Below are 21,356 nucleotides of genomic sequence, written 5' to 3'. Positions count from 1 at the left end.
GATCGGTGCTCGACCGTTCGCAGCCTCGTATCATCGCGACATGACGATCCTGCTGGCCCGGCCGGTGCGCGGAGTCTCGGTGCGCTCGAAGAAATCGCCGGGCAATTGTGCGCCCGACTGGGGCTACGCCGTAGTGGATTTCGAGCCTATCCCCGACGGCGAACCATCATCGGTCGAATTCGCCTGCGCACCATGCCCTTACACCGAACTCAACGACGCTCTCGCCGAGGGGGCCTTGATCGAGTTGGCGGGCACGGGCACCCACGACCCGGACCGCCGCCGCGGCGAGTCGGTCTCGGCGCGAGTGGTGGTCCGCGCCATCGAACAATCCTTGGTCGATTCCTGCGCGCCGGTCTATCGCGGACTGGGCGTCTTGGCCGTGCGTGAGATGCTGAGCTGCCTCTACCAGGACCGCGCACCGCAACCGATCATCACCCGAATCAGCATCGGATTCCGGCCATGACCCCACGGCCGCGGCAGTCACCGCGTGATGGCTACCAGGGCCGCTCCTCGCCGACGGGGGCGTGCTCGACGAGCCCAGCCGGCCCGCTGTGGATCGAACTCGGCGACTACTTCCCCCCTACGTCAGCTCATGTATCTACGAGCACGCCTGCGTTGCCGGATTCACAGCACGATGCGCCCCGGAGTGGCTCCTCTAGCCTGACCCTATGGATTTACGAACGCCGATGCAGCTGTTCCGCAATCAGGAGCCCGTCGGCTTGATCACCGCATACTCCTATGAAACCCCCTGGGCTAACGGTACTTTGCAAGATTCCGACCCTGCACGGGGAGCACGCTCGGACCGAGCTGCCAGCTACCTGCAGTGGCTGAACGAGACGGAGGACCTGCCCGAGGACGACGACTCATACGACCGACTCTGCATACAGGAGTTGGCTCGCCACGACGTGACACAGGCTGATGTTGATTGGTGCGAGTACGGCACATGGACAATCAAGACCCAGGACGGATTGGACCACCAGGCGTACTCGCTCGAATTCCTCGGCGATGGCCACCTCCAATGGCGCTGGTGACAAGTGCATCCGCGGGTTCTGCAGTGTGCTGATTTGCATGGAATGGGTGAGCGGGCCGCAGCGGCACCGAGCGGCCACCTTCGGCTCGAGACGCTGCACCACGTCGACGCGAGACTCGCCCCGCTAATCGAAGACACTGCAGGACCGCGCGGCGTCGATGGTGGTGCTTGATCAGGGCAGCGACACCGCCACCGCGATCAGGCGCACGTTCTTCCAGATCCCTGGGTGCTATCGCCGAATTCGAGCACGGCCGAGTGTCCGAACGGGCCCGCGACCCTGGCCACCGCTCACGCTCGCAGACGCACTGGCGGGCAAACACGAAATTGCTGTCCGAGAAGGGATTTAGGCGTGGGTGCACGTTTCCAGATCGCGTGGACCAAGCAGATCATCACCCGCCTCCCCAAGGTCATGCAGGCCGAAGGCTACACCCTCGCCGCACCACCCCAGGCGGGACCCAGCGCCAAGAAAGTCCTGTGGACGAAACTCTCGTTTCACCCTGCCCAGGCTCCGATCCCCGGCATGACTCAAGTACTCGACGCCTATATCGAGCGGCAACATGACGGTGGTCTGAGCCTGTCGGGTACCGCGAGGATCGGGTCACCGGCTGTCGACAAGCTCATGGAAGAGTTACCTGGCGAAGGCCTCAGTCGCGGTGACATCAATCGTGGACTCTTTGAGCTACTCGATGATACGGAGACGTTTCCGATCATGATTTACGCCGATGTTGTTGATGACGCGGTCGCTGATTTCATGGCGTGTGTTCGCGGCCCGGTACGTACGTGGTTCGACAAACGATCTACCTTTCCCGCCCTGCTGCAAACGGCGCGCGAGCCCACTATCGCTCCGTGGGAGACCAATCCGGACCCGACGTTGCTGCGTGGCACTCTGTTGTTGTGCATTCTCGACGACCGCGTATCGGATGCGGCGGCGTTGATGGATTGGTACCTGCATCGTGAGCAATTCCACAAAAGAGATTCTCTGGCCGATGCCACCGCGTTCGATACCGCACTGCGGGAGCGCTTCCCCGAATACGCGGCCGCGCGCGCGACCGATTGACCCCGTCTGGCGCCCTGGTGCGGCCGGGAGCGCGGCTCGAGGAGGCTCCACATCCTTGGTTGTGCGAAGCCGCAGACTCAACCAGACCGCTGCCCCACCCGGCGGGCGCGCGTCCCTCGTTGCCAGATGGTTGGGAGAGTGATCGCGCTCGGGTGGTTGTTGGTCAAATGCCCTCGCGCGGCATGCGTTCGGCAGTTGACGGTGGTTCGGATGCAAGGTCCAGGGTGAGGAACTCGCGACTGTGAACGGCAGCCAGCGCCTGCAGATAGGGTTTCGCGGTGTTCACCAGGTAGCTGCGCTGGCCCGCCGACACCGTCACCCGGCGGCTGGGACTGGCCACTGACCAGTTGACTGTCAACTCGACCCGGTGCGTCCCCGGAAGCACCGACACCTCGACGGTCCCGCCTCTGCGCAGCTTCGCCACCTCGTGGCCGTCCACCACAACGCCGAAGGCGTGGTACCGCATCTGCCACCCACCCCGCGTGCGGTGCACCACGATCGTCGCCCGATCCTGCGCCAGCAGCCCAGGATCGGCCGCCGAATAGATCAACGACCGCTTGATCACCCGCCCCGCGCCATGCCGCCATGGAAGACACTTCGCCAGCACCACCAGCTACCCCGCTCACCCTTCACACACCGATCCAGTCCAGGACGGTGACCCACTCACGATAGGCGCCTACCGCGCACATCGAATGCCACAGCGGCGGCCCCTATCCAGCCGCGTACCTATCCGACGTCCCGGCTACGACCTGGCCACGGACAGCCGCGTCCGATCCCTCACACCGCTCGATACGACAGGCCGAACCGGTCCGGCGAACGTCCTGTATCTGCCGCCGGCGCACCGACCGGACGAAACGACACCGCCGTCCGAGGTTGGCGTGCTGATCGGAGCCCGGGTGTTCAACCTACGGCGCCTGCGTTCCGCAGCGCGGTGGCGATCTCGGGTGAGTACGCGTTTCCCACAGCTGTCGGTGCACGAGGTTCGCAGAAGCTGAGGTGGACACCACCAGGGGCCTCACCAGCATTGGGATCGGCACCGGCATCGAGTTGTTCGACGACAGCGGCGAGATCGTTCTCGTGAATCGCGCGCAACAGCCTGGCCGTGGATGCCTGGACCGGCTCCGCCGGCAGACCTGTCGGGTACTCCAGGCCAGCTTGTGCGGTCAGGTCGTACCAGTCCCCGCCGTAGCTCATCGCGGCCGGTAGCCCCGGCAGACTGGGATCGGCGTATCCGTAGGCGACCGGCGGCCGTCCCGGCAGACGAAAGTAGTCGAGGCCGTGGAACTTGTCCCACGCGTGAAGTAACTGCCCCGGCCGCAACGGCGCCCACGGTATGTCGTCCCACCGCCGTGGATCGAGTACTTGCCGCAACCGCAGGAACTGGTAGTACTCGGTGTCGTGAACATAGAGGTTGAGAAGGTGGAGGTGGCCGGTATCGGCAAGCGCCACCACCGTCCCACCGAAGGCAATCACCACGGTGTCCGGAGCAATCGATCCCTGCCTGTGGTGGCGCCCAACGCCGCCCCAGGTCTCGCCCGGGTACACCACCGTCTCTCCCGGGAACACCACCGCATACCAATCCGAGAAAAACCACTCGCCATCGCTGTCTCTTTCGACCTCACCGACGAGAGTCCGGCCCCGCTCCTCGGGGAAGTCTTCATCAACCCTCACGGAGGCAACCGTAGTATCGGGCCCCTGCAAAGATCGCAGAGGAAGGTCCCTCCTGGCACCCGGCCGTGGATCGATAACGTACGTTCCTCGAACATCTCTCGGCGGGAATACGTTCGCGCAGGCCGGTTCCGCAAAGGAGGTACTCCCCCTCGTGCGTGTCGACTACGATGACGCCGCCCGGACTGCTCCGGATCGCAGCGTGTTTTGAGTGAACATGGAACCTGGCAGACCTGGAAAGGTTGTGTGCGCGAACTGGCTGGACGACCGGCGAGGCACGCGAACTCGGCCTGAGCCTGGTCACCGACTTGCTCAGGGAAGTACGGACCGCCGACAAGGCACACCCGTCTCGGCGCGGATGCCGTCCGCGTCGTCCGCCACAGCGAAGTAGATTCTTGCGAGCGGGTCTACCGCGGCATCGGCCTACTCGCCGTCCATGAAATGCTCGTATGCGTTGCAGAAAGCAGTGCACCGCAACGGATTATCACCAGAATCAGTCCGGCAATCGCCCATAACCCCGAGCCACACACGCAGAGAAGCAGACAAGTCGCACCAGCCGGTGATAATGGCTGTCGTGACGCAGACCGACGGCAGACCGGCGGAATACCGCTGGGTCGAACACTGGCCCCGCTCGAGCGGGGGTGGGTATGTGTTGCTCGGGACGTGCGTACTTGCTCTGGCCGCAGTTCCCGGACCGCCACTCTTCCTACACGTCGCCGTGGGGATCAATGGCCTGATGTTTCTGGCGTGCAGCAGAACACCGAGAAGACCGGCGGTGAGGATCGTCGACGGTGTCGCGGTGCTCGGCTGGCGCCCTTACTCCCATGCGCCGACTCTGCTGTTTCTTGTTGTGTCGCTGTACGGAGCGGTGCTGGCCGGCGGGGCGATTGCAGGGCTGGTTCCTGCGGGGTTTCTCGGTCTCGGCCTGGTGGCCCTGTGTTTCGGCATCACCGTTGTGGGGCTGTGCCTTTCGCTGTGCTTGAACCGGATGACCTTCGGTCCCGACACTCTGCGTGTGGTGTGTCCGGTACAGGGATATGACCGTGAGTTCGCGTGGTGCGAGGTCACCGGTGCGGCGCTCGGCGCCGGCCCAGGTCGCGCAGCGATTCCGGTCGTCAGTGTGACCTGCCCGGCGACAGTCGTGGTCGAGCGTTCCAGCGCGCGGCTGTTGTCGAACGAGGTTCGGCCGGCTGGTGATCAGTGGCCTCGTCCCGCCGGGTGGACGGTCGAGACCAATGCGCTACTGGCCACGATCCGATTCATGATCGACAACCCACAGCAGCGCACTACAGTCAGCACCGATCAGATCATGTCGATGCTCACCCGCCCACGCGGACGGTAGCGCGACATTTGCCTAGCGATAGGTTGCGGGACAGCCATTTCCTCGTGCCTGCAAAGAGGTGGGCACGATCGCGTCATAGTTGTCACCCGTCTCTGCAGCAGCCCCAACCATCAAGCACCAACCAGCTACTCACACAACACCCTCCACACAACCTTTCCCCTACCGCCCCATATCCTCACCAACACATCTCTCCCCTCACATCACACATGCACACCCACTACACCCCCATAAGCCACTCACCACATGCAGACCTCCTGCACTCCGGCTGAGAATTTCCTTACGACCTGGCGAAACGGCGAGAATTGATACAAACTACCTCCCTTCCAGCCCTCGCGATCCGAATGTCGTTGGGTGTCTGATGAATACGTGACAGCGACGCTGCACAAGATTCTCGCCGGCACCAGCTACCTGTACTACCAGCGCCAGGTAGCCGCCGCCGACGCCACCGACCTGGGCAATTCGAGCCTGGCGGAGTACTACTCCACCCGCGGCGAAGCACCCGGAACCTGGCACGGCACCGGCCTTGCCGCCCTCGACATCCCAGCCGGCGACCAAGTCACCGAGGACCAGATGCGGTGCCTGTTCGGCCTGGGCCGGCACCCCAACGCCACCGCCATCGAATACCGGATCGTCACCGAAGTGATCGCGAAGGGCGCCAAACCCAAGGACGCTGTCTACGCGGCCAAAAAGGCAAGCCAGCTCGGCAAAGCCTTCCCGGTCCGCCACGGCGACAACACCTTCCGCACCCAATGCGCCCAGGCATACCGAGAACACAACCTCTCCCGAGGGCTCGACGCCAACACCGCCATCGACAAAGACACCCGCGCCCGGATCCGGACAGAGGTCGCAACAACGATGTTCGTGGAAAACTACGACCGCCCACCGCTCGACGATCGCGAACTGTCCGGATTCGTCGCCCGCATCTCCCGCCCCCAATCGGCCGCGGTCGCCGGGTTCGACATCACCTTCTCACCCGTCAAAAGCGTCTCCGCGCTGTGGGCCATCGCCCCCAAACCCATCGCCGACGCCATCCACGCCGCCCACAATGCCGCCGTCGACGACGCCACCGCCTGGCTGGAAAACAACGCCACCTACACCCGACTCGGCACCCGCGGCGTGCGGCAAGTCGACGTCGAAGGACTCATCGCCGCACGGTTCACCCACCGCGAATCACGCTCCGGCGACCCCGATCTGCACACCCACATGCTCATCGCCAACCGGGTACGCACCCTCGACGGGAAATGGCGGACGCTGGATGCGACCCACTTCTATCGCAACCTCGTGGTCGTCAGCGAGATCTACAACACCCGCCTCGAACACCACCTCGAAACCAGCCTCGGCATCAGCTTCACCGAACGGCCCGCGCCCACCCCGAACAAGCGACCCATCCGCGAAATCAAAGGAATTCCAATCGAGTTGATCCGCCACTGGTCGCGTCGTGACACCGCCATCACCGACAGACTCGGCACGCTCGCGGTGTCGTTCCAGCAGCAACTCGGACGGGAACCGACACCGAAAGAACTGTTCGCTCTCGCTGAGCGCGCCACTCTCGAAACGCGCCCCGCCAAACACCTCTCACGTTCCTACGCCCAACAACGCCACGACTGGCACACCGACGCAGCCACACTGCTCGGCGGACCGAATGCGGTCGAAGGGATCGTCTCTTCGGCGCTCAACCGCGCCGACCACTCTCGCCCGACGATCGATGAGGCGTGGATTTCCCGCACCGCCGACCACGTCGTCGACGTCGTTTCCGGGCAACGCTCGGTGTGGCAGCACCACCACATCCGCGCGGAAACCGAACGCCAAACCCGCGGACACATCCATCCGACCCAGTGGCCGAGCGTGGTCGAAGCCGTCGTCCGCGAAGCGCTATCGCCCGCGAGGTCCCTCGCGCGTGGCGATCCGGACGTCACCGCCGAAGCTGTTCTCCAGCATCCACCGACGGGCTTTCAGCGTCGCGACGGGACCAGCGTCTACACCGTTCCTGGCAGTCAGACCTACACTTCCGCGCGTCGGCTCGGCACCGAACAACGCCTCGTCGACCTCTCGGTACAACCCGGCGCCCGCACTCTTCCCGCCGCTGTGGTCGCCTCGGCGATCGACTCCTACAACACCGATCCCGCCAATCTCGGCAAGCCGGTGAATCCCGGACAAGTCGCGGTCGTCACCGTATTTGCGTGCTCACCGCTACGGATCGCGGTTGCGAATGCGCCCGCCGGCACCGGGAAAACCACCGCGATGCGCGTGCTCGTCAACGCCTGGCACGCCTCCGGCGGCACGGTTCTCGGCCTCGCGCCCACCGCCGCCGCAGCCGCGGTCCTCGCCGAAACCACCGGTATCCGAGTCGAAACCGTCGACCGTCTACTGCACATCCTTGACCAGCACATAGCCACCGCTCACACGATCACCGACTCTCCATCTCCGCCACAGTTGCCGGAATGGCTGCTGGAAATCGACGCCCGCACACTTGTCGTCGTCGACGAGCACGTCAAACTCGGCGACGACAAACGACTGCGCCTGTTCGAGTTCCTGACCCACCGCGACGCCACCATCCGCTGCCTCGGCGACACCGCACAACTGCCCTCCATCGACCCCGGCGGCACCGCCACCGACCTCACCAACTCGGTCACCATGACCGACGTCGTCCGCATCGCCGACCCCCACGAAGCCGCCGCCAGCCTCGCCCTCCGCGAGGGCGATCCGGCCGGTCTGGGCTACTACCTCGACCACCAGCGCATCCACTCCGGCAGCCCGGCCGCCATCGCGGACAAGACCTACATGGCATGGTTCGCTGACCACCACGCCGGACGCGACACCCTCATGCTCGCCCCCACCCACGACCTCGTCGCCGACCTCAACACCCGCGCCCGCACCGACCGCCTCACCCGAGCCACCACACCTCCCGGCCCGGAAGTGGTCCTCGCCGACGGCCGGGCCGCCTCGGCCGGCGACATCATCTGCACCCGGCGCAACAACCCGCGCATCCGTCTCGGCGACAACGACTGGGTCCGCAACGGTTACCGCTGGACGATCACCGCCGTCCACCCCGACGGCAGCCTCACCGCCACACACCTGCGCACCGGCCGACAACCCGGCGCCACGGCCCTATTGCCCGCCGATTATGTCGCCGAACACGTGCGCCTCGGCTACGCGATGACCATCGACTCCGCCCAAGGCATCACTGTCGACACCTGCCACGTCGCGCTCACCGGCCGCGAATCCCGCAACCAGCTCTACGTCGCCATGACCCGCGGCATCCACGCCAACCACGCCTACATCGCAACCACCAGCGACGGTGACGAACACTCCCACTGGAGCGAACCCGCCGTTCTTCCTCGCACCAGCACTGAAGTCCTGCAACGCATTCTCGCCCGCGACGCCACCCACACCAGCGCCCACGCGGATCTCTGCGACACGCTCAATCCCCACAGACGACTCGGTCGCGCCGTCGATACCTACCACGACGCCATCGGCCTGGCTGTCGAAAAGATCCTCGGCGAAGAAGTCATGGACGGACTCGATCACGCCGCAGAGCAACTGCTGCCCGGCCTCACCGACTCCCCCGCCTACCCCGTATTGCGCCAACATCTCGCCACCCTCGCCATCACCGGACACAACCCGGTCCGCGCACTCCAACAGGCCGCCAGCGAACGAGAACTCGATACCGCGCATGACCCGGCCGCCGTCCTCGACTGGCGCCTCGACACCACCGGCACCCACTCCACCAGCGCCGGGCCGCTGCCCTGGACCCGCGCAATCCCCGCCGAACTCCCCGACGACGAGACCACCCAACAGCTTCACGCCCGGGCACGCATCATCACCACACTGACCCACCAGATTCACGCCGATACCCAGGCATGGACCCCCTCGTCGGCACCCAAATGGGCGCACCCGATACTCGAAAACCACGACCTCACAGCGCAACTCGCGGTATGGCGTGCTGCCCACCACGTCCCCGACACCGACCTCCGCCCCACCGGGCCCCGCCGCTACCCCGCAGCAGAACGCCACCACCAACAGCATCTCGAGACCCAAGTCGTCGATACCCTCGGCGACCTGCACACCGCCACCCACACCTGGTCCCCACTCGCGAAACGCATCGACACGCGCCTCCCCACCGACCCCTGGTGGCCGGTACTCGCCCAATATCTAGACACCGCCGCCGACGCCGGCCACGACATCGAAGCCCTCCTCACCACCGCCGCCAACCAACGCCCACTCCCCGACGACATGCCCGCAGCCGCCCTCTGGCACCGGCTCGACCTGACCCATGCACCCGCCGCGCCGAACGGAGAAGCCGACACAGAAACAACTTCCGAGCCGTCGTCACACGCGCAAGCGATCCAAGATGCCATCGATATCGCCCAACCAGGCGGAGTGGAATTCGATGGTTTCGAGCCAGACCTCCTCGACCATGCGGAACCTGACATCGGCGCCCGGCCTGGCTATGACCTCGATCTGTAGAGATCGACATCATGAATCGGCCGCACCGTGCTTTCGTTCGTGTTCGTCTGCGATACGAGCGAGGATGCCGACCGCCGCCGACCCGTGTTCGGCAATTTCGTGCATCGCCCTGAAAGCGTCGTCGTAGACGGCGATTTCGGAGGGGCGGGTTACCGTGAGTTCCGCGCTGATCGTCTCAACCATCACGCTGTCTCGGTCGAACATCGCAAAACCATGCGAGCCGATCGGCGCCGCAGCAGCCAGCGGCACGATCGACAGATCGACGCGTGGGTTCGCAGCGTGGCCGATGAGCGCCTGGAGCTGAGCCGCCATGATCGCCGCCGAACCGACGACCTGATGCAGTGCCGCCTCACCGATGATGAAAGCGAAACGTCTTCCCCCCGAACGCAATATCCGCTGTCGCGTCATGCGCACCGCAACGGCTTCCTCGATATCGTCGCGTCCGCCGGGAACCAGTTTGCGGCACTCGATCAGGATGGCGCGCGCGTAGTCGGGTGTCTGCAACAGACCGGGCACAACCCAGGATTCGAACCATCGCAGATGATCGGCGCGGCCCTCGATCTCCAGCGACTGGCGTTGCCGGTGGGCGCGTCCCGACGCGACAACTCTGCGCCACTCCAGATACATCGATTGCAGGTTGCGTAGCGTCGCCACCAGATCGTCGTAGACCATCATCGACCCGGTTGTCCGGCACCACTGGAGAAGATCATCCTCACTTGGCTGCTGGCGACCCAGCTCGATGCGCGACACCTTCGACGGATGCCACCCACACGATTCGGCCATGCTCTTGCCGGACAGGCGAGCGTCCCTGCGAAGTTCACGCAGCCGCGCTCCCAGGGCCGCCCTCGCCTGTCCGACACTCGTACTCACCGGGCAGCGAACTCCGAACGCACGTAGTCGTCGCGGTCGATGCCTGCTGCCCACAAACGGGCCCACGCATCAGCGCACACCCCGGCAATCGCCCGGTCCGTGGTCACAGCGAGTCCGAGGTTGGCATCGTTGTCGTCCACTGTGTTGAACGCGACCGTCTCACCGTCGAACAGCCAGAAGTCATCGGCTGGCAGGTCGTCGACGAGGTGGCGCGGTAGATACCGAATCTGTTCCCCCGCAGTGATATTCGGTGCGCAGGCATCGAGCAGCCAGTTCGTGTACTCCGTGTGAGGGACCGTAACTACCCGCACCCGCGCGACGTTCACGCCACGGGCGACGGTCTCGGCGACCAGGGCACACCATTGCCTGCCGCCATCCGTTTCGAGGATTTCGCCGGTCTCCCGCCAGCGCACCAGCGGTTCGTACTCGTCGGGGACCTCGTAGACGTCTTGCACCTCGACATGTACGGCGCTGCGCTGAGCGTTGCGGAAGAACTTCGCGTAAATACCTTCACCCGCGAGTTCGCCGACTATCGCCCGCATCGCGGAACCTCCACCGCAGTCTCATCCGAATCCAAGATCAACCGCGCCCGAACCTCATCGGTCACCGGGGTACCGGCCACAAGCACCAACGCCGGAGTCTCGGTGGTTTCCATAGTGATCGTGCTACCCGGTTCGGCCCACTCGAGCAACTGCGAGTGCGGGATCAGCACCGCGTTGCCGCCACGAGTAGTAAGCCCCTGCACGATCAAGGTGTCGCCATCGGTGGCATACAACGCCGGGCATCCGCCATCTTTCGATCCCGAACCGAGCAATCGCAATACAGTCATGAGAGCTTCCTTTGCTCAAAGGTAGTTGCGTGCAAAGCAATTCTCAGACCCCACCGCCGAGATTGCACGACATTGCCGCGCAATCATCTGCAATCTTCTAGCCCACCGCCGACGCCGATTCGTAGCGTTCTAGCCAGCCCGGCGCCGGGTGGTCGCCGCAACAACATGCGGCGCATCCACGGCACAGAGGCGGGCCGGGGGTGGCGTGAGCCCCGGCGCCGGGCTGTTCCCGAGACGCGACTACGGAAGGCGACAGACCTTGAGCACCTGCGCACCGAACGAACCGCACCCCACGGCGGGACACCGCCTGTGATCACCTTTTTCGTCTGTTGCCTGGTCCTGTCGATCGTCATCTACTCGGTGATCGTCTGTTGGCCGCAACGCATCCCGAGACAGCGCACCGTCGCTGCGATACGCAGTCGCGTCGAGGCCGAAAACCACCCCGACCACCGATCACCCGGAGACATACATGGACGATGAGAACACCTCGCGCGCAATGGGTTACGTATGCGTCGACCTCGTACGCACCATTCACGATCTGGATCTACAGGCCCGCCGCGTCGCACGCCGCCTGGGGTACGACTACGCCGGCCTCACCAAAAGCAGCAGCCTCATCGTCCCCGAAGCACTCCTCGACCACGTCGCCACCCACCGGATCGAGCTACTCATCGTCCCCGACCTCGGGCACCTCCGCGGCCGAATACCACCCGAACTCGCCGAACTCACAGACATCCACAACCTCGCCACCGGACAGACCCACGAACGACCCGGCGGGTACGCCCCGGACGAGGGAGCTACGAACCCGTTGGCGGCCGACGCACAGACCTAGCGTCGCCGGCAACTCGCGACGAGATCAAATACCTTGGGACCGATCTCGGACTTGTCTTGCCTCACCGGTTTTCGGCCCTCCAACGTCGACAACCATTCGGCCGCAATATCACACTCGATTCCGCTGTTACGGCGAGTCGAACTGGGACCCACTCATGCCGGGTACCTTCACTTTCCGTGAACAAGATCCAGCTCGAGATCCGGGTGAACGAGATCGTCGACTACGTCGTCAACGGCGGGAAGGTCGAGGATGACTGGACAGAGGCCAAGGGAGCGTGGCCTGAACCCAAGAATGCTGGCCAGCTAGCTGGAATGGCTAATGCCTCAGGGGGTCACCCAATTCTGTGGATCGTGGGTTTGAGCGAGAACCGCCACAAGGTCATCGAGCTGGACGAGGACGTCGACCCGAACACCTGGTGGATGCAGATCCGCGCGGAATTCGCTCACGAGGTCGCCCCGCTTCTCACCGTTCTTCGAGTCGCTACTGATCATGGCCCGGTTTTCGCTCTTCAGTTCGAGACCGACCAGGCGCCATACCTGATGAAGATCCAGAGGTCGGGTTGGGCGACAACCGCAGTGCCATGGCGTGAGGGCACCGGCCTCCGTTCAGCGACCAGGGCCGAGTTATTGTCGATCCTCGCTCCCTCAGCTGCGGTCCCGAACCTCGATCTCATTCACGCTGACGCGACGCTCTTTGGGCCAGCCGAAGCGAAGATCCCAGAGGTCGGAGTGCTATCGCTGGGCGGCGCGATCCTGATCGACACCTTGCCTGGTCGACACGTACTGTTCCCGAAGCACCGATACAACGTAACGGTGGTGGCGCCAACGGGCGAACGGTTCGAGGTCCGTGCAGGTGGCGTCGAATTCAGCACATCAGCTGAAGTCCGACCTCGAACGGGTTCAACAATTTTCGCCGAGCGGCGACCGTCGAAAGCAATCAACCCATACGGAGCGTCTGAGCAACCAGCTGGACTAGTTGTGTTAGCCCCGGACGTCGTGACGTGGCGGATAAAGCTGGGAATCATGATGCCCAGCGCGGTACCTCTCGACGGTGCTGCCTGGATCGAAGTGGCACTGACCCTGCCAATCAGTTCGACGCGCAAGGCAGCTGTTCTTCGGTTCCGCCTGACGAGATGCACAAACCTTGCCCCAACCGCCCCGCCATCGATGAAGCCGGTAACCTCTTGGAGCTCTGAGGAAATGCTCACCGAGGATCGGGACGATTGATTCAACCGGCCGTGGTTCCGTTTGCCCATGGGTGATGAAGACTGTCGTCATGACAAACCTTAGTGACTCAGCACGCGAGCGCAGACCAAAGGTGACCTACGATGCGCCGATCGCCTCCATGGACTTTGAAGCCTTCGACTCCGCCGGCAACTGCTATGAGATCACTGCTTGCCCCGACTGCCTACCTTGGCGGGCAGAGGTGGTGCTCGGCCTAGAAGACGGCCGGCCCCTGGTCAGGGAATGGCACGCGGCAGAGTGCCCGCTCTTCGTCGATCTCCTCGGAGGGGCAGAGGGGTAGCAGTTAGGAAGCCGAAGATTCCGCGACCTTCGACCTTCGACTTTCAGCCGCATGGCCTGCTGACTGGCGGCCTCCACCGTGTTCCCGTGCGCCTCCACCGTCATGGGCGCTAAGAAGGGCATGCCCCCGGGGGAGACGGGAAGCCGGCCGGAGCATGTGCGGACCGCCGCCCAGCAGAGCCAACTGCGAGATTGGGCCAGAAACCGCGATCCGCGTTCGGTGTGCGGGTTACGACAATTGCGGGGATGAAGCCATCCAGGACCCAGCATTACCCATCCGCGTCGCACTTCGATCTCGAGATCCGCTTGACCGACGGCAGGGTCCTGACCGCCGGGCCGGAGGAAATGCCGAAACGGACGCAGACTGTCCGAATCGATCAACCCCTGCCCGAGTGGCTGCGTTGGAAGTAGAGCCGAGCAGTTCGAGTGCTACCAGTTGTCGACAGACCAGGTCTTTTCAAGTATCAAGTTCGATCCGGACCTCAACACCGGCGAGAGCGACCGAACGTCCATGCATGCCGCACAACGTAGCTCTCGACCGCAGCATTCACCTCGACGGCGCGACCCCAACTGAGTTGAAGGTCGACCGATAGTTACAGGCAGCCAACAGTTAGCTCATGCCGAAAACCAACCGCGTGTCGGCGCTACGACACGCCGTGGCGACGAGCCTCCTCTCTTCCAACTAAGTCCCAACTAATTCACTCGCCGTGAGCGATATCGACCAGAGTCTCCAGTCGTCCTCCGTTGTCGAGAATTGACATCTTCCCTGCTCAGGACCATATTCCAGCGCACACTTGACAGTCCACGGTTGCCCGAAGTAGTCCATCCCGCCGTCACCGAGAAGGTCAGGGGTTCGATTCCCCTTAGCTCCACCACAGCGGTCTTACTCGAACCGGGGTCCTTAAGGACGTCGCGGAGGGTAAGGCCGCTTTCTATATTCGGGCGTGTCGAGGCGCGGGATGGTGCGCTCGGGTGGGCACAGACCGGCCGGATCCCAGCTGCTGCGTGCAGGTCGGCGAATGGCTGGTTGAGGCGGTCGTCCGTGACGCCGTCGACATCGAGGTACAAGCGCTCGAAAAAGGCTCGGTTGAGGTGGCGACGAACGGCGTCTGTGCGAGTCCGGTACAGCTGGGCGGGATCAGTGAGTAGATCCAGTCCACGTTTGAGGATGTCAACCCCGACCGCGAGTTCGGCCCCGGTGGCCACCAGGCTCGCCTGAATCTTGGCGCGGTCAGTCTCGATAGCGCGGAGCCGACTTTTGATCTTGGCCTGCGGCAGGGACCCGTCGGCGGCAAGGTCGAGTAGTCGTTCTTCCTTGGCGTCGAGCTCCTTGAGCCGGGCAGTCATGCTGATGTGCATGGTGCGGACGCTGGATTGCTCGTCGGCGAGGGCTTGGTCCAGCAGTTCATGGATGGTGGTGTGAAAGTCCGCCGGAAGCCGAAGGCTCGCGTAGTGGTCGATGACCGCTTGTTCGACTTGTTCGGCGGGCAGGTAGGGCATATCGCAGAGGCTGTCTTGGCGGCCCCGACATAGGAAGTATCCATACCGGTGGCCGTTTCGCCCGCGGGCTTCTGTGTAGATGAACCGCGAGCTGCGTCCGCGCCGCTGACACCGGTCGCAGAACAGCTCACCCTTCAGGTAGTGCTGAAGTACGCGGTCGCGCTGTCCCAATCGACTGCGCATGTCCATGACGTCTTGCACCCGGTCGAATAGTTCTTGGGTGACGATCGGCTCGTGTCGGCCGGGACGAAGCTCGCCTTCCACTTGAACCCAGCCGGCGTAGTAGGGATCCTGCAGCATCCGGTGCCACAGCTTGAACGACACAGGCCGTTGCGGAATGGTGCCGCGTGCACGTGCGGTCAGACCGAGATCGGCCATGGTAGCTTCGAGACGTTCAAGTCCGTAGTCACCGGTCGCGTACAGCTCGAACGCCTTGCGTACCAAGGGAGCCCGCCCTGGATCGAGGGCGATGGTGTTGATCTGTTTGCCTTCGTATTCGACCCGAGCATTGAGGTAGCCGACTTTCGCGAAGCCGAGGGTGCCGCCGTTTCGAGCTTTGGTGCGCATCTTCTCCTGAATGTCCAAGCCCTGCAGCGTGTTCATCAGGTGATTCATCACGTCGAGCATCCCCTCCATCGCCACCGCGTGAGGGCCTTCACCGAAGTCCTCTTTGGCGCTGACGATGCGCACGCCCATCTTGTTGAGCTGAGTTTCGATGATGGCGGCGTCGAAGCGGTTGCGGAAGGCGCGCGAGCGCATGTAGACGATGACGTACCGGACTTCGGGGTGGTCTGCGAGGTACTTGAGTAGCTCCCGGAACACGGGACGCTTGTCGATCGTCTTGGCTGAGTAGCCGGGCTCGATGAATTCCTCGACCACGTCCACGCCCATCGTGTCGGCCTTGGCATGTCCTTGGGCGCGTTGGGTAGAGATGGACAGACCGTCGGGGTCGATGTCGATGGCAGTATCGAGCTGCTTCTTGGTCGAAACCCGCAGTAGGAGCACCGCTTTCTCACTGGTGTGGCTCTTGCTCGGCTGAGTTCGTTGGGTCATCGGATACCTCCTTGGATGGTGGTGTGAGGTCGGCAGATGGCGGGATCCAGTCCCATAGCGTCAAATTTTCAGGGACTTCGTTGACATTCGCCGCGTTGACGGCAGTTTTGACGGCAACGCAGCCGAATTTCCACGTGCGCGCACGTGTTCGGAGGAGGTCGTTAATAGAGGTCAGGCGCTCCTGCAAGGGGGCCTCGATCGCTCTCATAAGCCTAAGGTCACTGGTTCGATCCCAGTCGCTGCTACCAAAGAAAGCGCCTTCCCCGACAGGGGTGGGCGTTTTCTTTTGTTGACTTTCGGCGCTGATCGATGTCGCGAAATCCGCGGTTTGACGGTAGTTTTGACGGCTACGCACGCTCACGCCCAGGGGTAAAAACAGACGATCTTCGAGCTTTTCGAGCGCACTCCGTTTGCTGGTGAGGTCGACGTGCTGGTAGATGCCAGTAGTTCGGATGTCGCCGTGGCCGAGGATCGCTTGAACATCGCGTGGGTGGACGTCGAGGATCTTTTGGGCGGTGGCGTTGCTGTGCCGCATTCCGTGGAGGGTGATGGGGCGCAAGTCGTGTTGCTCGCAGATCCGCGTGAATGACCGTGCGACATTGCGGGCTTCGAGGGGGCGGCCGGTGCGTGTCGTGAAGGCTAGTTCGTTGTCGTCACCGGTGCCCTGCCAGTCCTCACCTGCTGCGGTTCGGGCATGTTCCTGATGGCGGCGCTGTTGAAGGAGCGCTTGCCGTGCTCGGGTCAGCAGCGGTTCGTCTCGCTCGCTGGATTCGGTTTTGAGTTCGACTTGTAGGAGTTCGCCGTTGATCCGCTGGACTTGCTGACGAATGTGGAGGACGTTGTGTTCGAAATCTATGTCGCACCAGCGGATACCGAGGGCTTCACCGATGCGTAGCCCGTAGAGCGCGAGGAGCGCGAAAATTGGGTACATCGGGTCGGCACGGGCGGCGTCGAGAAACGCGATGGTTTCATCGGGCTGCCAGTGCTTCGCTTCTTTCGATTTGTAGCGTGGCAGCTCGACCAGACGGGCCGGATTCCGGGCTATTACTTCCTGGCGCATCGCGAAAGTCAGTGCGGCGCTGAGAACTTTCCGAGTCTGATGCACCGTGGCGACGGTCCGGCCATCGGCGCGAAGGTTGTCGAGGAATTCTTGCACCGTACGGACGGTGATGCTGTTGAGACGGTGGTTGCCGAGAAAGGGCTTGATATGAAGGCGGACGACGCCTTCATGGCGGGTGCGTGTAAGTGCCCGGCGCTTTTCGTGTTCGAGCCAGAAGTCCAGGTATTCCCCCACCTTCCAGACGTGGTCGGGAGGTAGGATGCCTCGCCGAGCTTCCTCAATGACGCGCATCAGTTTCGTGTGCGCTTCGGCGCGGGTCTTGCCGTAGACGCGCTGGCGACGCACTTTGCCGCCTACGGTGCCGAGGTACACAGCTCCTTCCCAACGGCCGTCCTTGCGCTTGTAGACGCTGCCCTCGCCGTTGGTCTTGCGCCCCGTCATGCCCGACCTCCAACGACGGTCAACTCATTGACCAATCGCTGTACTTCGCTGACTGGCACGAATCGTCGCCGCCCGATCTTCACTGTGCCGAGCTCGCGCCGGTGAATCAGTTGGTAGATGCTCCACCGGCTCAGGCGCAGCCGCTCGCAGGCCTCTGGAACCGTCAGGAGTGTCGACTGTGCGCTCGCGGTCGCCAGACCGTCTGGCAGGCCGCCAATCTGGGCGCGCAACCATGCAGGGTCGTCGATACCGCTGTCGGCCAATCTGAGTGCCACCGCCCCAACGGTGCGCAGCAGGGCGCGCGTGTCGTCGGACAACACGGCAGAGCGCTCCGTACGCGGCGTGGTTGCGATAGCACGGGTCATGCCCATGTCTCCGTGAACGACTGTGCGACCGGATGCTGGGAATCCTGGTTCGGCAGAAGCACCCGGACGTCGAGGCGTCGGAAGTGCTTGGCTAGCAGCTGCGCGTGGGCGCTGGTGAGCGCAAACCGGCGAGTTGAGGGGAAGATGACGTAGCGGATGTCGGGGTGCTGTTCCAGGTGGGCAAGCAATCGTCGAAGTACGGGTCGACCCCGCAAACTCATAGCGGGCGTGCCGATCTCGACGAATTCCTTCACGATGCCGAGCTGGCGTTGGGCCGCGGTGCGGAACCCTGCTTCACGCTGCAGCTGAATGCGGATCGGTTCACCGCCAGCAGCCTCCTCTGCTTCAGTCACGGCAGCCACGGACAAGAACAACGCAGCCGGGGTGAAGGCAACATCGTTGGCGGTGGTAATCGGAGCAGTCATGCTGCCCTCCTGACAAGGCTGCCCTGGTGCGCGGATCCGGTCAGGACCCGCTCGTCGTGAAGGCGCTCCTGTATGACGTCATCGGGAACGGCGAAATGGTTTGCCAAGTCACCGATTTCGGTGAGGCCGGTCCGCAGGGCTTGTCGCAGGAGCTGATCCGGCACAAGCAGGTGACGGGCGAAATAATCGGCGGCGCGCTCCGCCTCACAGGCCGAGGATCTGACCGAGGGGCTCGGGTACAGGGACGATGCGCGGCCGTGGTCAAGCACTCGCTTGAACTCGTGGGCCAGATAGATCCGATGTCGTTTCCAGCTATCGGCTCGACGGAGCGAGATGACCCACTGCCGCGAATGAACGTCCCAGAAACTGGCATGAGCGATTTGCTGGTCGGTCGAGTACTCGATTCGGATACGTGGGAGCTTGGTGATGAGCTCTATCGGCGTGAATCCGGAGGATCGCCCTTCTCGCATGAGGGCGATCGTCTGTTGTTTGGCTAAGCGCAGGCTGTGCTCCCAGCGCACTGGGTGGCGAGGGGTGAGGGCGCGCAGTTTGGCGATGATCCCTCGCGGCGGCGGACCGGCGTGCGGGTGTTTCGGATTGGTAAGTTGAACTGACGGTGTCGTGGTTGGCATGGTGGTCTCCTTCCAATTGTTGTAACTGTCTCTCTTTCCTTTCGTTTGCGTGGTGAACGGAATTTCTTTGCAGTTGCCTCCCTTTTGTAGCGATCTCCTTTCGTTGTCAGTCATTGCTAGTCGCCAAGCTGGTGTCAGGCAGGCGGATCGGAGTTGCGGTTAATGGCTTCGTGGTAGATGTCGATCCCGGCGGCGCTGCGTTTGACGAGCATGTTGACGCGTGCCTGGATGTGCTGAGCGACGTCGTCGGGGACACGGTGGTACGTGATCGCGATGTGCGGTCGATCGGTCGGGCGCTCTGTCTTGAGTATCCATCCGGCTTCGTTGAGCAGGATGTCCACCGGCATTTCCAGTCCGTCAGCAATGGCCTTCAGTGAGCGTGGGCTCGGATGAGCAAAGCCGCCTTCCTCAAGACGCAGTATTGAAGAATACGCCAAGCCGGTGCGGCGAGCGAGGTCGCTGCGCGTCAGGCCTAGGTCTTTGCGTCGTTTCTGAATAATCACGGCTATCCGTTTGGCTTCGTGGGTCCGCGATGCGGCCATGTACAAATTCTCCCATTTATTTCACGAATTAATAATAACTCCTTTTATGCGTATGCGCAAAACTAATTGCTATTTCGGCAAACTCTGCCATCGGTCATTGTTCTTATATTTTTTCGTCGAATATCCACACGCCGCCGCCTTCTGCCGGAAAGGCCACGATGTCGTCCTGCGCCAGCAGTTGCTCGCCGATCGCGTCGTAGTCGATGTAGGCCAGGTGTTTGAGCTGGTCCGGGAAGGCGTCTTTTAGGACTTCATCCAGCCCGAGCGGTGCGAGCAGGTGGCGCACGTAGCCGTCGACACTTTCGTAGTGCCCCTGGTAGGCGCGCTCGAAGCGACTGAATTGGCTGGGGTCGTCTTCGTGGGCGCTGGCCCAGGCGGAGAACGCGGGGCCGTAGTCGATGATCCCTCGTGCGACCTCGGTCAGGAGTTCGATGCTATGCACGCCTTCGAGTCCCAGTGGGCCGGTAGTCGGCGTAAAGCCGGCAAAGCCCTGGTAGTCCCAGATGTAGAGCCCCTCGCGGTCGTAGACCTCCTGCTCGCCGAACATGCTGTAGAGCTCGGCGTGAATGCTGTGCGGGTCGCGGGCCATGTCTATCCAAGCGCCGTCGGTCAGTTCGGCCCGAAGCGGCAGTCCTCGGGTGACGTAGATGCGCGGATACCGCGGTGGATCCTTCTCGTGGGCGAATTCAGCCTCACGGTAGGTTGGCTCGTCACCGGTAGGTGCATGGACTGCCTCTGGTTGGAAGTCGCTGTGCGCGTGATTGTTTGGATGTCTCTCATTCATGATCACCTCCTCTCGTCCCCTTGACGCGGCCGACCGGCAGCTGGTGATGGACGAGCCGCAGGGCCAGTGCTTCAACGGCACCTTGGAGATCGCTGGTGGTCAGCTCCTCGTAGGCGTCGATCAGTTCGACCAATCGGTCGGCGACATGGTCGGCCTGCGTTGCCAACGCGTGCAGATCGTCTTCCTCGGTCACGTCGAAGTCATATGTCCGCTGGACCTGCTGCAGCGCGACTGTGGCCGCGGCTGAACGAGCATCCTGGCCGGGGTGCTGGGCGGCGTCGTAAACCGCCTGGAGCAGCGCCTCGCCTATGTCCCACGCCAGGCGCTGCTCGCGGTCGTGGCTCTGTTCGGCCGGCGGTATCGCCTCGCCCGAATTACGTTGTGAATTCTGAAATTTCTCGCTCATGTTCTTCTCCTTTCAGTTATGTTTAAGTGTTGGCCGGTGGACAGCAGTGAGGTCTGTGCATTCCTCGATCTGCTGTCCGCCGGCCTCTTACACCGGGTGCTGAGCTTGGCTCAGCTGTCCGTCTGCTCGCCTTCTCCTTGCTGGATCCCGCGTCGGTTTCGCGGTCGCCGATTCCCCTGCGATGCAGAGGTTTCCGTGGCTTCGCTCGCCTCCACCGTGGTCTCGGGACGTGGCGCGCCCTCGACGTCGGCGGGCGGTGGCGGGCTTGCCGTGAACAGGTTGGCGATCGCCGTTTGCCTCGCGCGGGCTTCTTCTTCGATGGCGGCGCGCGCGGCGTCGGCTTTGGCCATCAGCTCGGCGTCGTTCTTCGCGGCTTCGATGTGGGCATCGACGGCGTTGAAGCATTCGGCCTTGAGACTGGTGCCGCGGAGTTCGGCGATCCAGCTGAGCTGGGCGTGGCGGGCGGTGTCGATACGGATCGCAAGGGTGATTTCCTTGCTCGACGGTTCGGACATGGGTCCTTCTCCTCGGTG

The 21,356-nt window shown here is 63.2% G+C and carries 21 protein-coding genes; 7 read left to right on the top strand and 14 right to left on the bottom strand.

Annotated elements, in window-relative coordinates; genetic code table 11:
• Positions 1-40 precede the first annotated feature (40 nt).
• The 3 genes from IRT45_RS06025 (at position 41) to IRT45_RS06015 (ending at position 2,087) form a co-directional block, all read left to right on the top strand.
• Entirely contained in the window at positions 41-463 is a 423-nt protein-coding gene (locus IRT45_RS06025) for a hypothetical protein (protein WP_194804886.1), read from the top strand.
• Positions 464-668: 205 nt separating this feature from the next.
• Positions 669-1,031, top strand: a complete 363-nt coding sequence (locus IRT45_RS06020) for a hypothetical protein (RefSeq protein ID WP_194804885.1) — start codon at positions 669-671, stop codon at positions 1,029-1,031.
• A gap of 348 nt (positions 1,032-1,379) precedes the next feature.
• Positions 1,380-2,087: a hypothetical protein gene (locus IRT45_RS06015; RefSeq protein WP_194804884.1), complete on the top strand. Its 708-nt coding sequence runs from the start codon at positions 1,380-1,382 to the stop codon at positions 2,085-2,087.
• 163 nt (positions 2,088-2,250) lie between these two features.
• On the opposite strand, the gene IRT45_RS06010 is transcribed toward IRT45_RS06015, so the two are convergent.
• On the bottom strand, positions 2,251-2,652 hold the full coding sequence (locus tag IRT45_RS06010; RefSeq protein WP_194804883.1) for a hypothetical protein: 402 nt from the start codon (positions 2,650-2,652) through the stop codon (positions 2,251-2,253).
• A gap of 335 nt (positions 2,653-2,987) precedes the next feature.
• On the bottom strand, positions 2,988-3,788 hold the full coding sequence (locus tag IRT45_RS06005) for a hypothetical protein (protein ID WP_194804882.1): 801 nt from the start codon (positions 3,786-3,788) through the stop codon (positions 2,988-2,990).
• A 742-nt stretch (positions 3,789-4,530) separates the two neighbouring features.
• Between IRT45_RS06005 and IRT45_RS06000 the strand changes: the two genes are divergently transcribed.
• The gene (locus tag IRT45_RS06000) at positions 4,531-5,097 is read left to right on the top strand and encodes a hypothetical protein (protein ID WP_194804881.1); all 567 of its coding nucleotides are present in this window, start codon (positions 4,531-4,533) and stop codon (positions 5,095-5,097) included.
• 366 nt (positions 5,098-5,463) lie between these two features.
• Positions 5,464-9,564, top strand: a complete 4,101-nt coding sequence (gene mobF, locus IRT45_RS05995) for a MobF family relaxase (RefSeq protein WP_194804880.1) — start codon at positions 5,464-5,466, stop codon at positions 9,562-9,564.
• A 9-nt stretch (positions 9,565-9,573) separates the two neighbouring features.
• Here mobF and IRT45_RS05990 read toward each other — a convergent pair whose 3' ends face one another.
• From IRT45_RS05990 to IRT45_RS05980, 3 genes are read right to left on the bottom strand one after another with little or no spacing between them, the layout of a single operon-like run.
• Positions 9,574-10,434 (bottom strand): helix-turn-helix transcriptional regulator, encoded by an 861-nt coding sequence (locus IRT45_RS05990; RefSeq protein ID WP_194804879.1) that lies wholly within the window; start codon positions 10,432-10,434, stop codon positions 9,574-9,576.
• Positions 10,431-10,976 carry a DUF6879 family protein gene (locus tag IRT45_RS05985; protein WP_194804878.1) on the bottom strand — a complete coding sequence of 182 codons (546 nt, stop codon included), beginning with the start codon at positions 10,974-10,976 and terminating at the stop codon, positions 10,431-10,433. Before IRT45_RS05985 ends, IRT45_RS05990 begins: the two co-directional genes overlap by 4 nt.
• Positions 10,964-11,263 (bottom strand): hypothetical protein, encoded by a 300-nt coding sequence (locus tag IRT45_RS05980; protein ID WP_194804877.1) that lies wholly within the window; start codon positions 11,261-11,263, stop codon positions 10,964-10,966. Before IRT45_RS05980 ends, IRT45_RS05985 begins: the two co-directional genes overlap by 13 nt.
• Before the next feature lie 469 nt (positions 11,264-11,732).
• Between IRT45_RS05980 and IRT45_RS05975 the strand changes: the two genes are divergently transcribed.
• Positions 11,733-12,092, top strand: coding sequence for a hypothetical protein (locus tag IRT45_RS05975; protein WP_194804876.1), 360 nt, complete (start codon positions 11,733-11,735; stop codon positions 12,090-12,092).
• A gap of 176 nt (positions 12,093-12,268) precedes the next feature.
• Positions 12,269-13,318, top strand: coding sequence for a hypothetical protein (locus tag IRT45_RS05970; RefSeq protein ID WP_194804875.1), 1,050 nt, complete (start codon positions 12,269-12,271; stop codon positions 13,316-13,318).
• A 990-nt stretch (positions 13,319-14,308) separates the two neighbouring features.
• On the opposite strand, the gene IRT45_RS05965 is transcribed toward IRT45_RS05970, so the two are convergent.
• The 9 genes from IRT45_RS05965 to IRT45_RS05925 all read right to left on the bottom strand — a co-directional run bounded on the left by IRT45_RS05965 (position 14,309) and on the right by IRT45_RS05925 (position 21,338).
• The gene (locus IRT45_RS05965) at positions 14,309-16,168 is read right to left on the bottom strand and encodes a recombinase family protein (RefSeq protein WP_194804874.1); all 1,860 of its coding nucleotides are present in this window, start codon (positions 16,166-16,168) and stop codon (positions 14,309-14,311) included.
• Positions 16,128-17,669 carry a tyrosine recombinase XerC gene (gene xerC, locus IRT45_RS05960; protein WP_194804873.1) on the bottom strand — a complete coding sequence of 514 codons (1,542 nt, stop codon included), beginning with the start codon at positions 17,667-17,669 and terminating at the stop codon, positions 16,128-16,130. Before xerC ends, IRT45_RS05965 begins: the two co-directional genes overlap by 41 nt.
• Positions 17,666-18,034, bottom strand: a complete 369-nt coding sequence (locus IRT45_RS05955; protein ID WP_194804872.1) for a helix-turn-helix domain-containing protein — start codon at positions 18,032-18,034, stop codon at positions 17,666-17,668. Before IRT45_RS05955 ends, xerC begins: the two co-directional genes overlap by 4 nt.
• Positions 18,031-18,459 carry a recombinase family protein gene (locus IRT45_RS05950; RefSeq protein WP_194804871.1) on the bottom strand — a complete coding sequence of 143 codons (429 nt, stop codon included), beginning with the start codon at positions 18,457-18,459 and terminating at the stop codon, positions 18,031-18,033. The genes IRT45_RS05955 and IRT45_RS05950 overlap by 4 nt, the downstream gene beginning before the upstream one ends.
• Positions 18,456-19,205, bottom strand: a complete 750-nt coding sequence (locus IRT45_RS05945) for an ImmA/IrrE family metallo-endopeptidase (RefSeq protein ID WP_194804870.1) — start codon at positions 19,203-19,205, stop codon at positions 18,456-18,458. The genes IRT45_RS05950 and IRT45_RS05945 overlap by 4 nt, the downstream gene beginning before the upstream one ends.
• 20 nt (positions 19,206-19,225) lie before the next feature.
• The gene (locus IRT45_RS05940) at positions 19,226-19,633 is read right to left on the bottom strand and encodes a helix-turn-helix domain-containing protein (protein ID WP_194804869.1); all 408 of its coding nucleotides are present in this window, start codon (positions 19,631-19,633) and stop codon (positions 19,226-19,228) included.
• Positions 19,634-19,736: 103 nt separating this feature from the next.
• Positions 19,737-20,417 (bottom strand): antirestriction protein ArdA, encoded by a 681-nt coding sequence (locus IRT45_RS05935; RefSeq protein WP_194804868.1) that lies wholly within the window; start codon positions 20,415-20,417, stop codon positions 19,737-19,739.
• On the bottom strand, positions 20,410-20,823 hold the full coding sequence (locus tag IRT45_RS05930) for a hypothetical protein (RefSeq protein ID WP_194804867.1): 414 nt from the start codon (positions 20,821-20,823) through the stop codon (positions 20,410-20,412). The genes IRT45_RS05935 and IRT45_RS05930 overlap by 8 nt, the downstream gene beginning before the upstream one ends.
• A 110-nt stretch (positions 20,824-20,933) precedes the next feature.
• A complete protein-coding gene (locus tag IRT45_RS05925) occupies positions 20,934-21,338 on the bottom strand; it encodes a hypothetical protein (protein ID WP_194804866.1) in 405 nt (134 codons plus the stop codon).
• Between the last annotated feature and the right edge of the window lie 18 nt (positions 21,339-21,356).

Origin of the sequence: Nocardia sp. BSTN01 (assembly GCF_015354405.1) — a bacterium.
Taxonomy (GTDB): Bacteria; Actinomycetota; Actinomycetes; order Mycobacteriales; family Mycobacteriaceae; genus Nocardia.
This window is presented reverse-complemented; position numbering and strand designations above follow the sequence as displayed.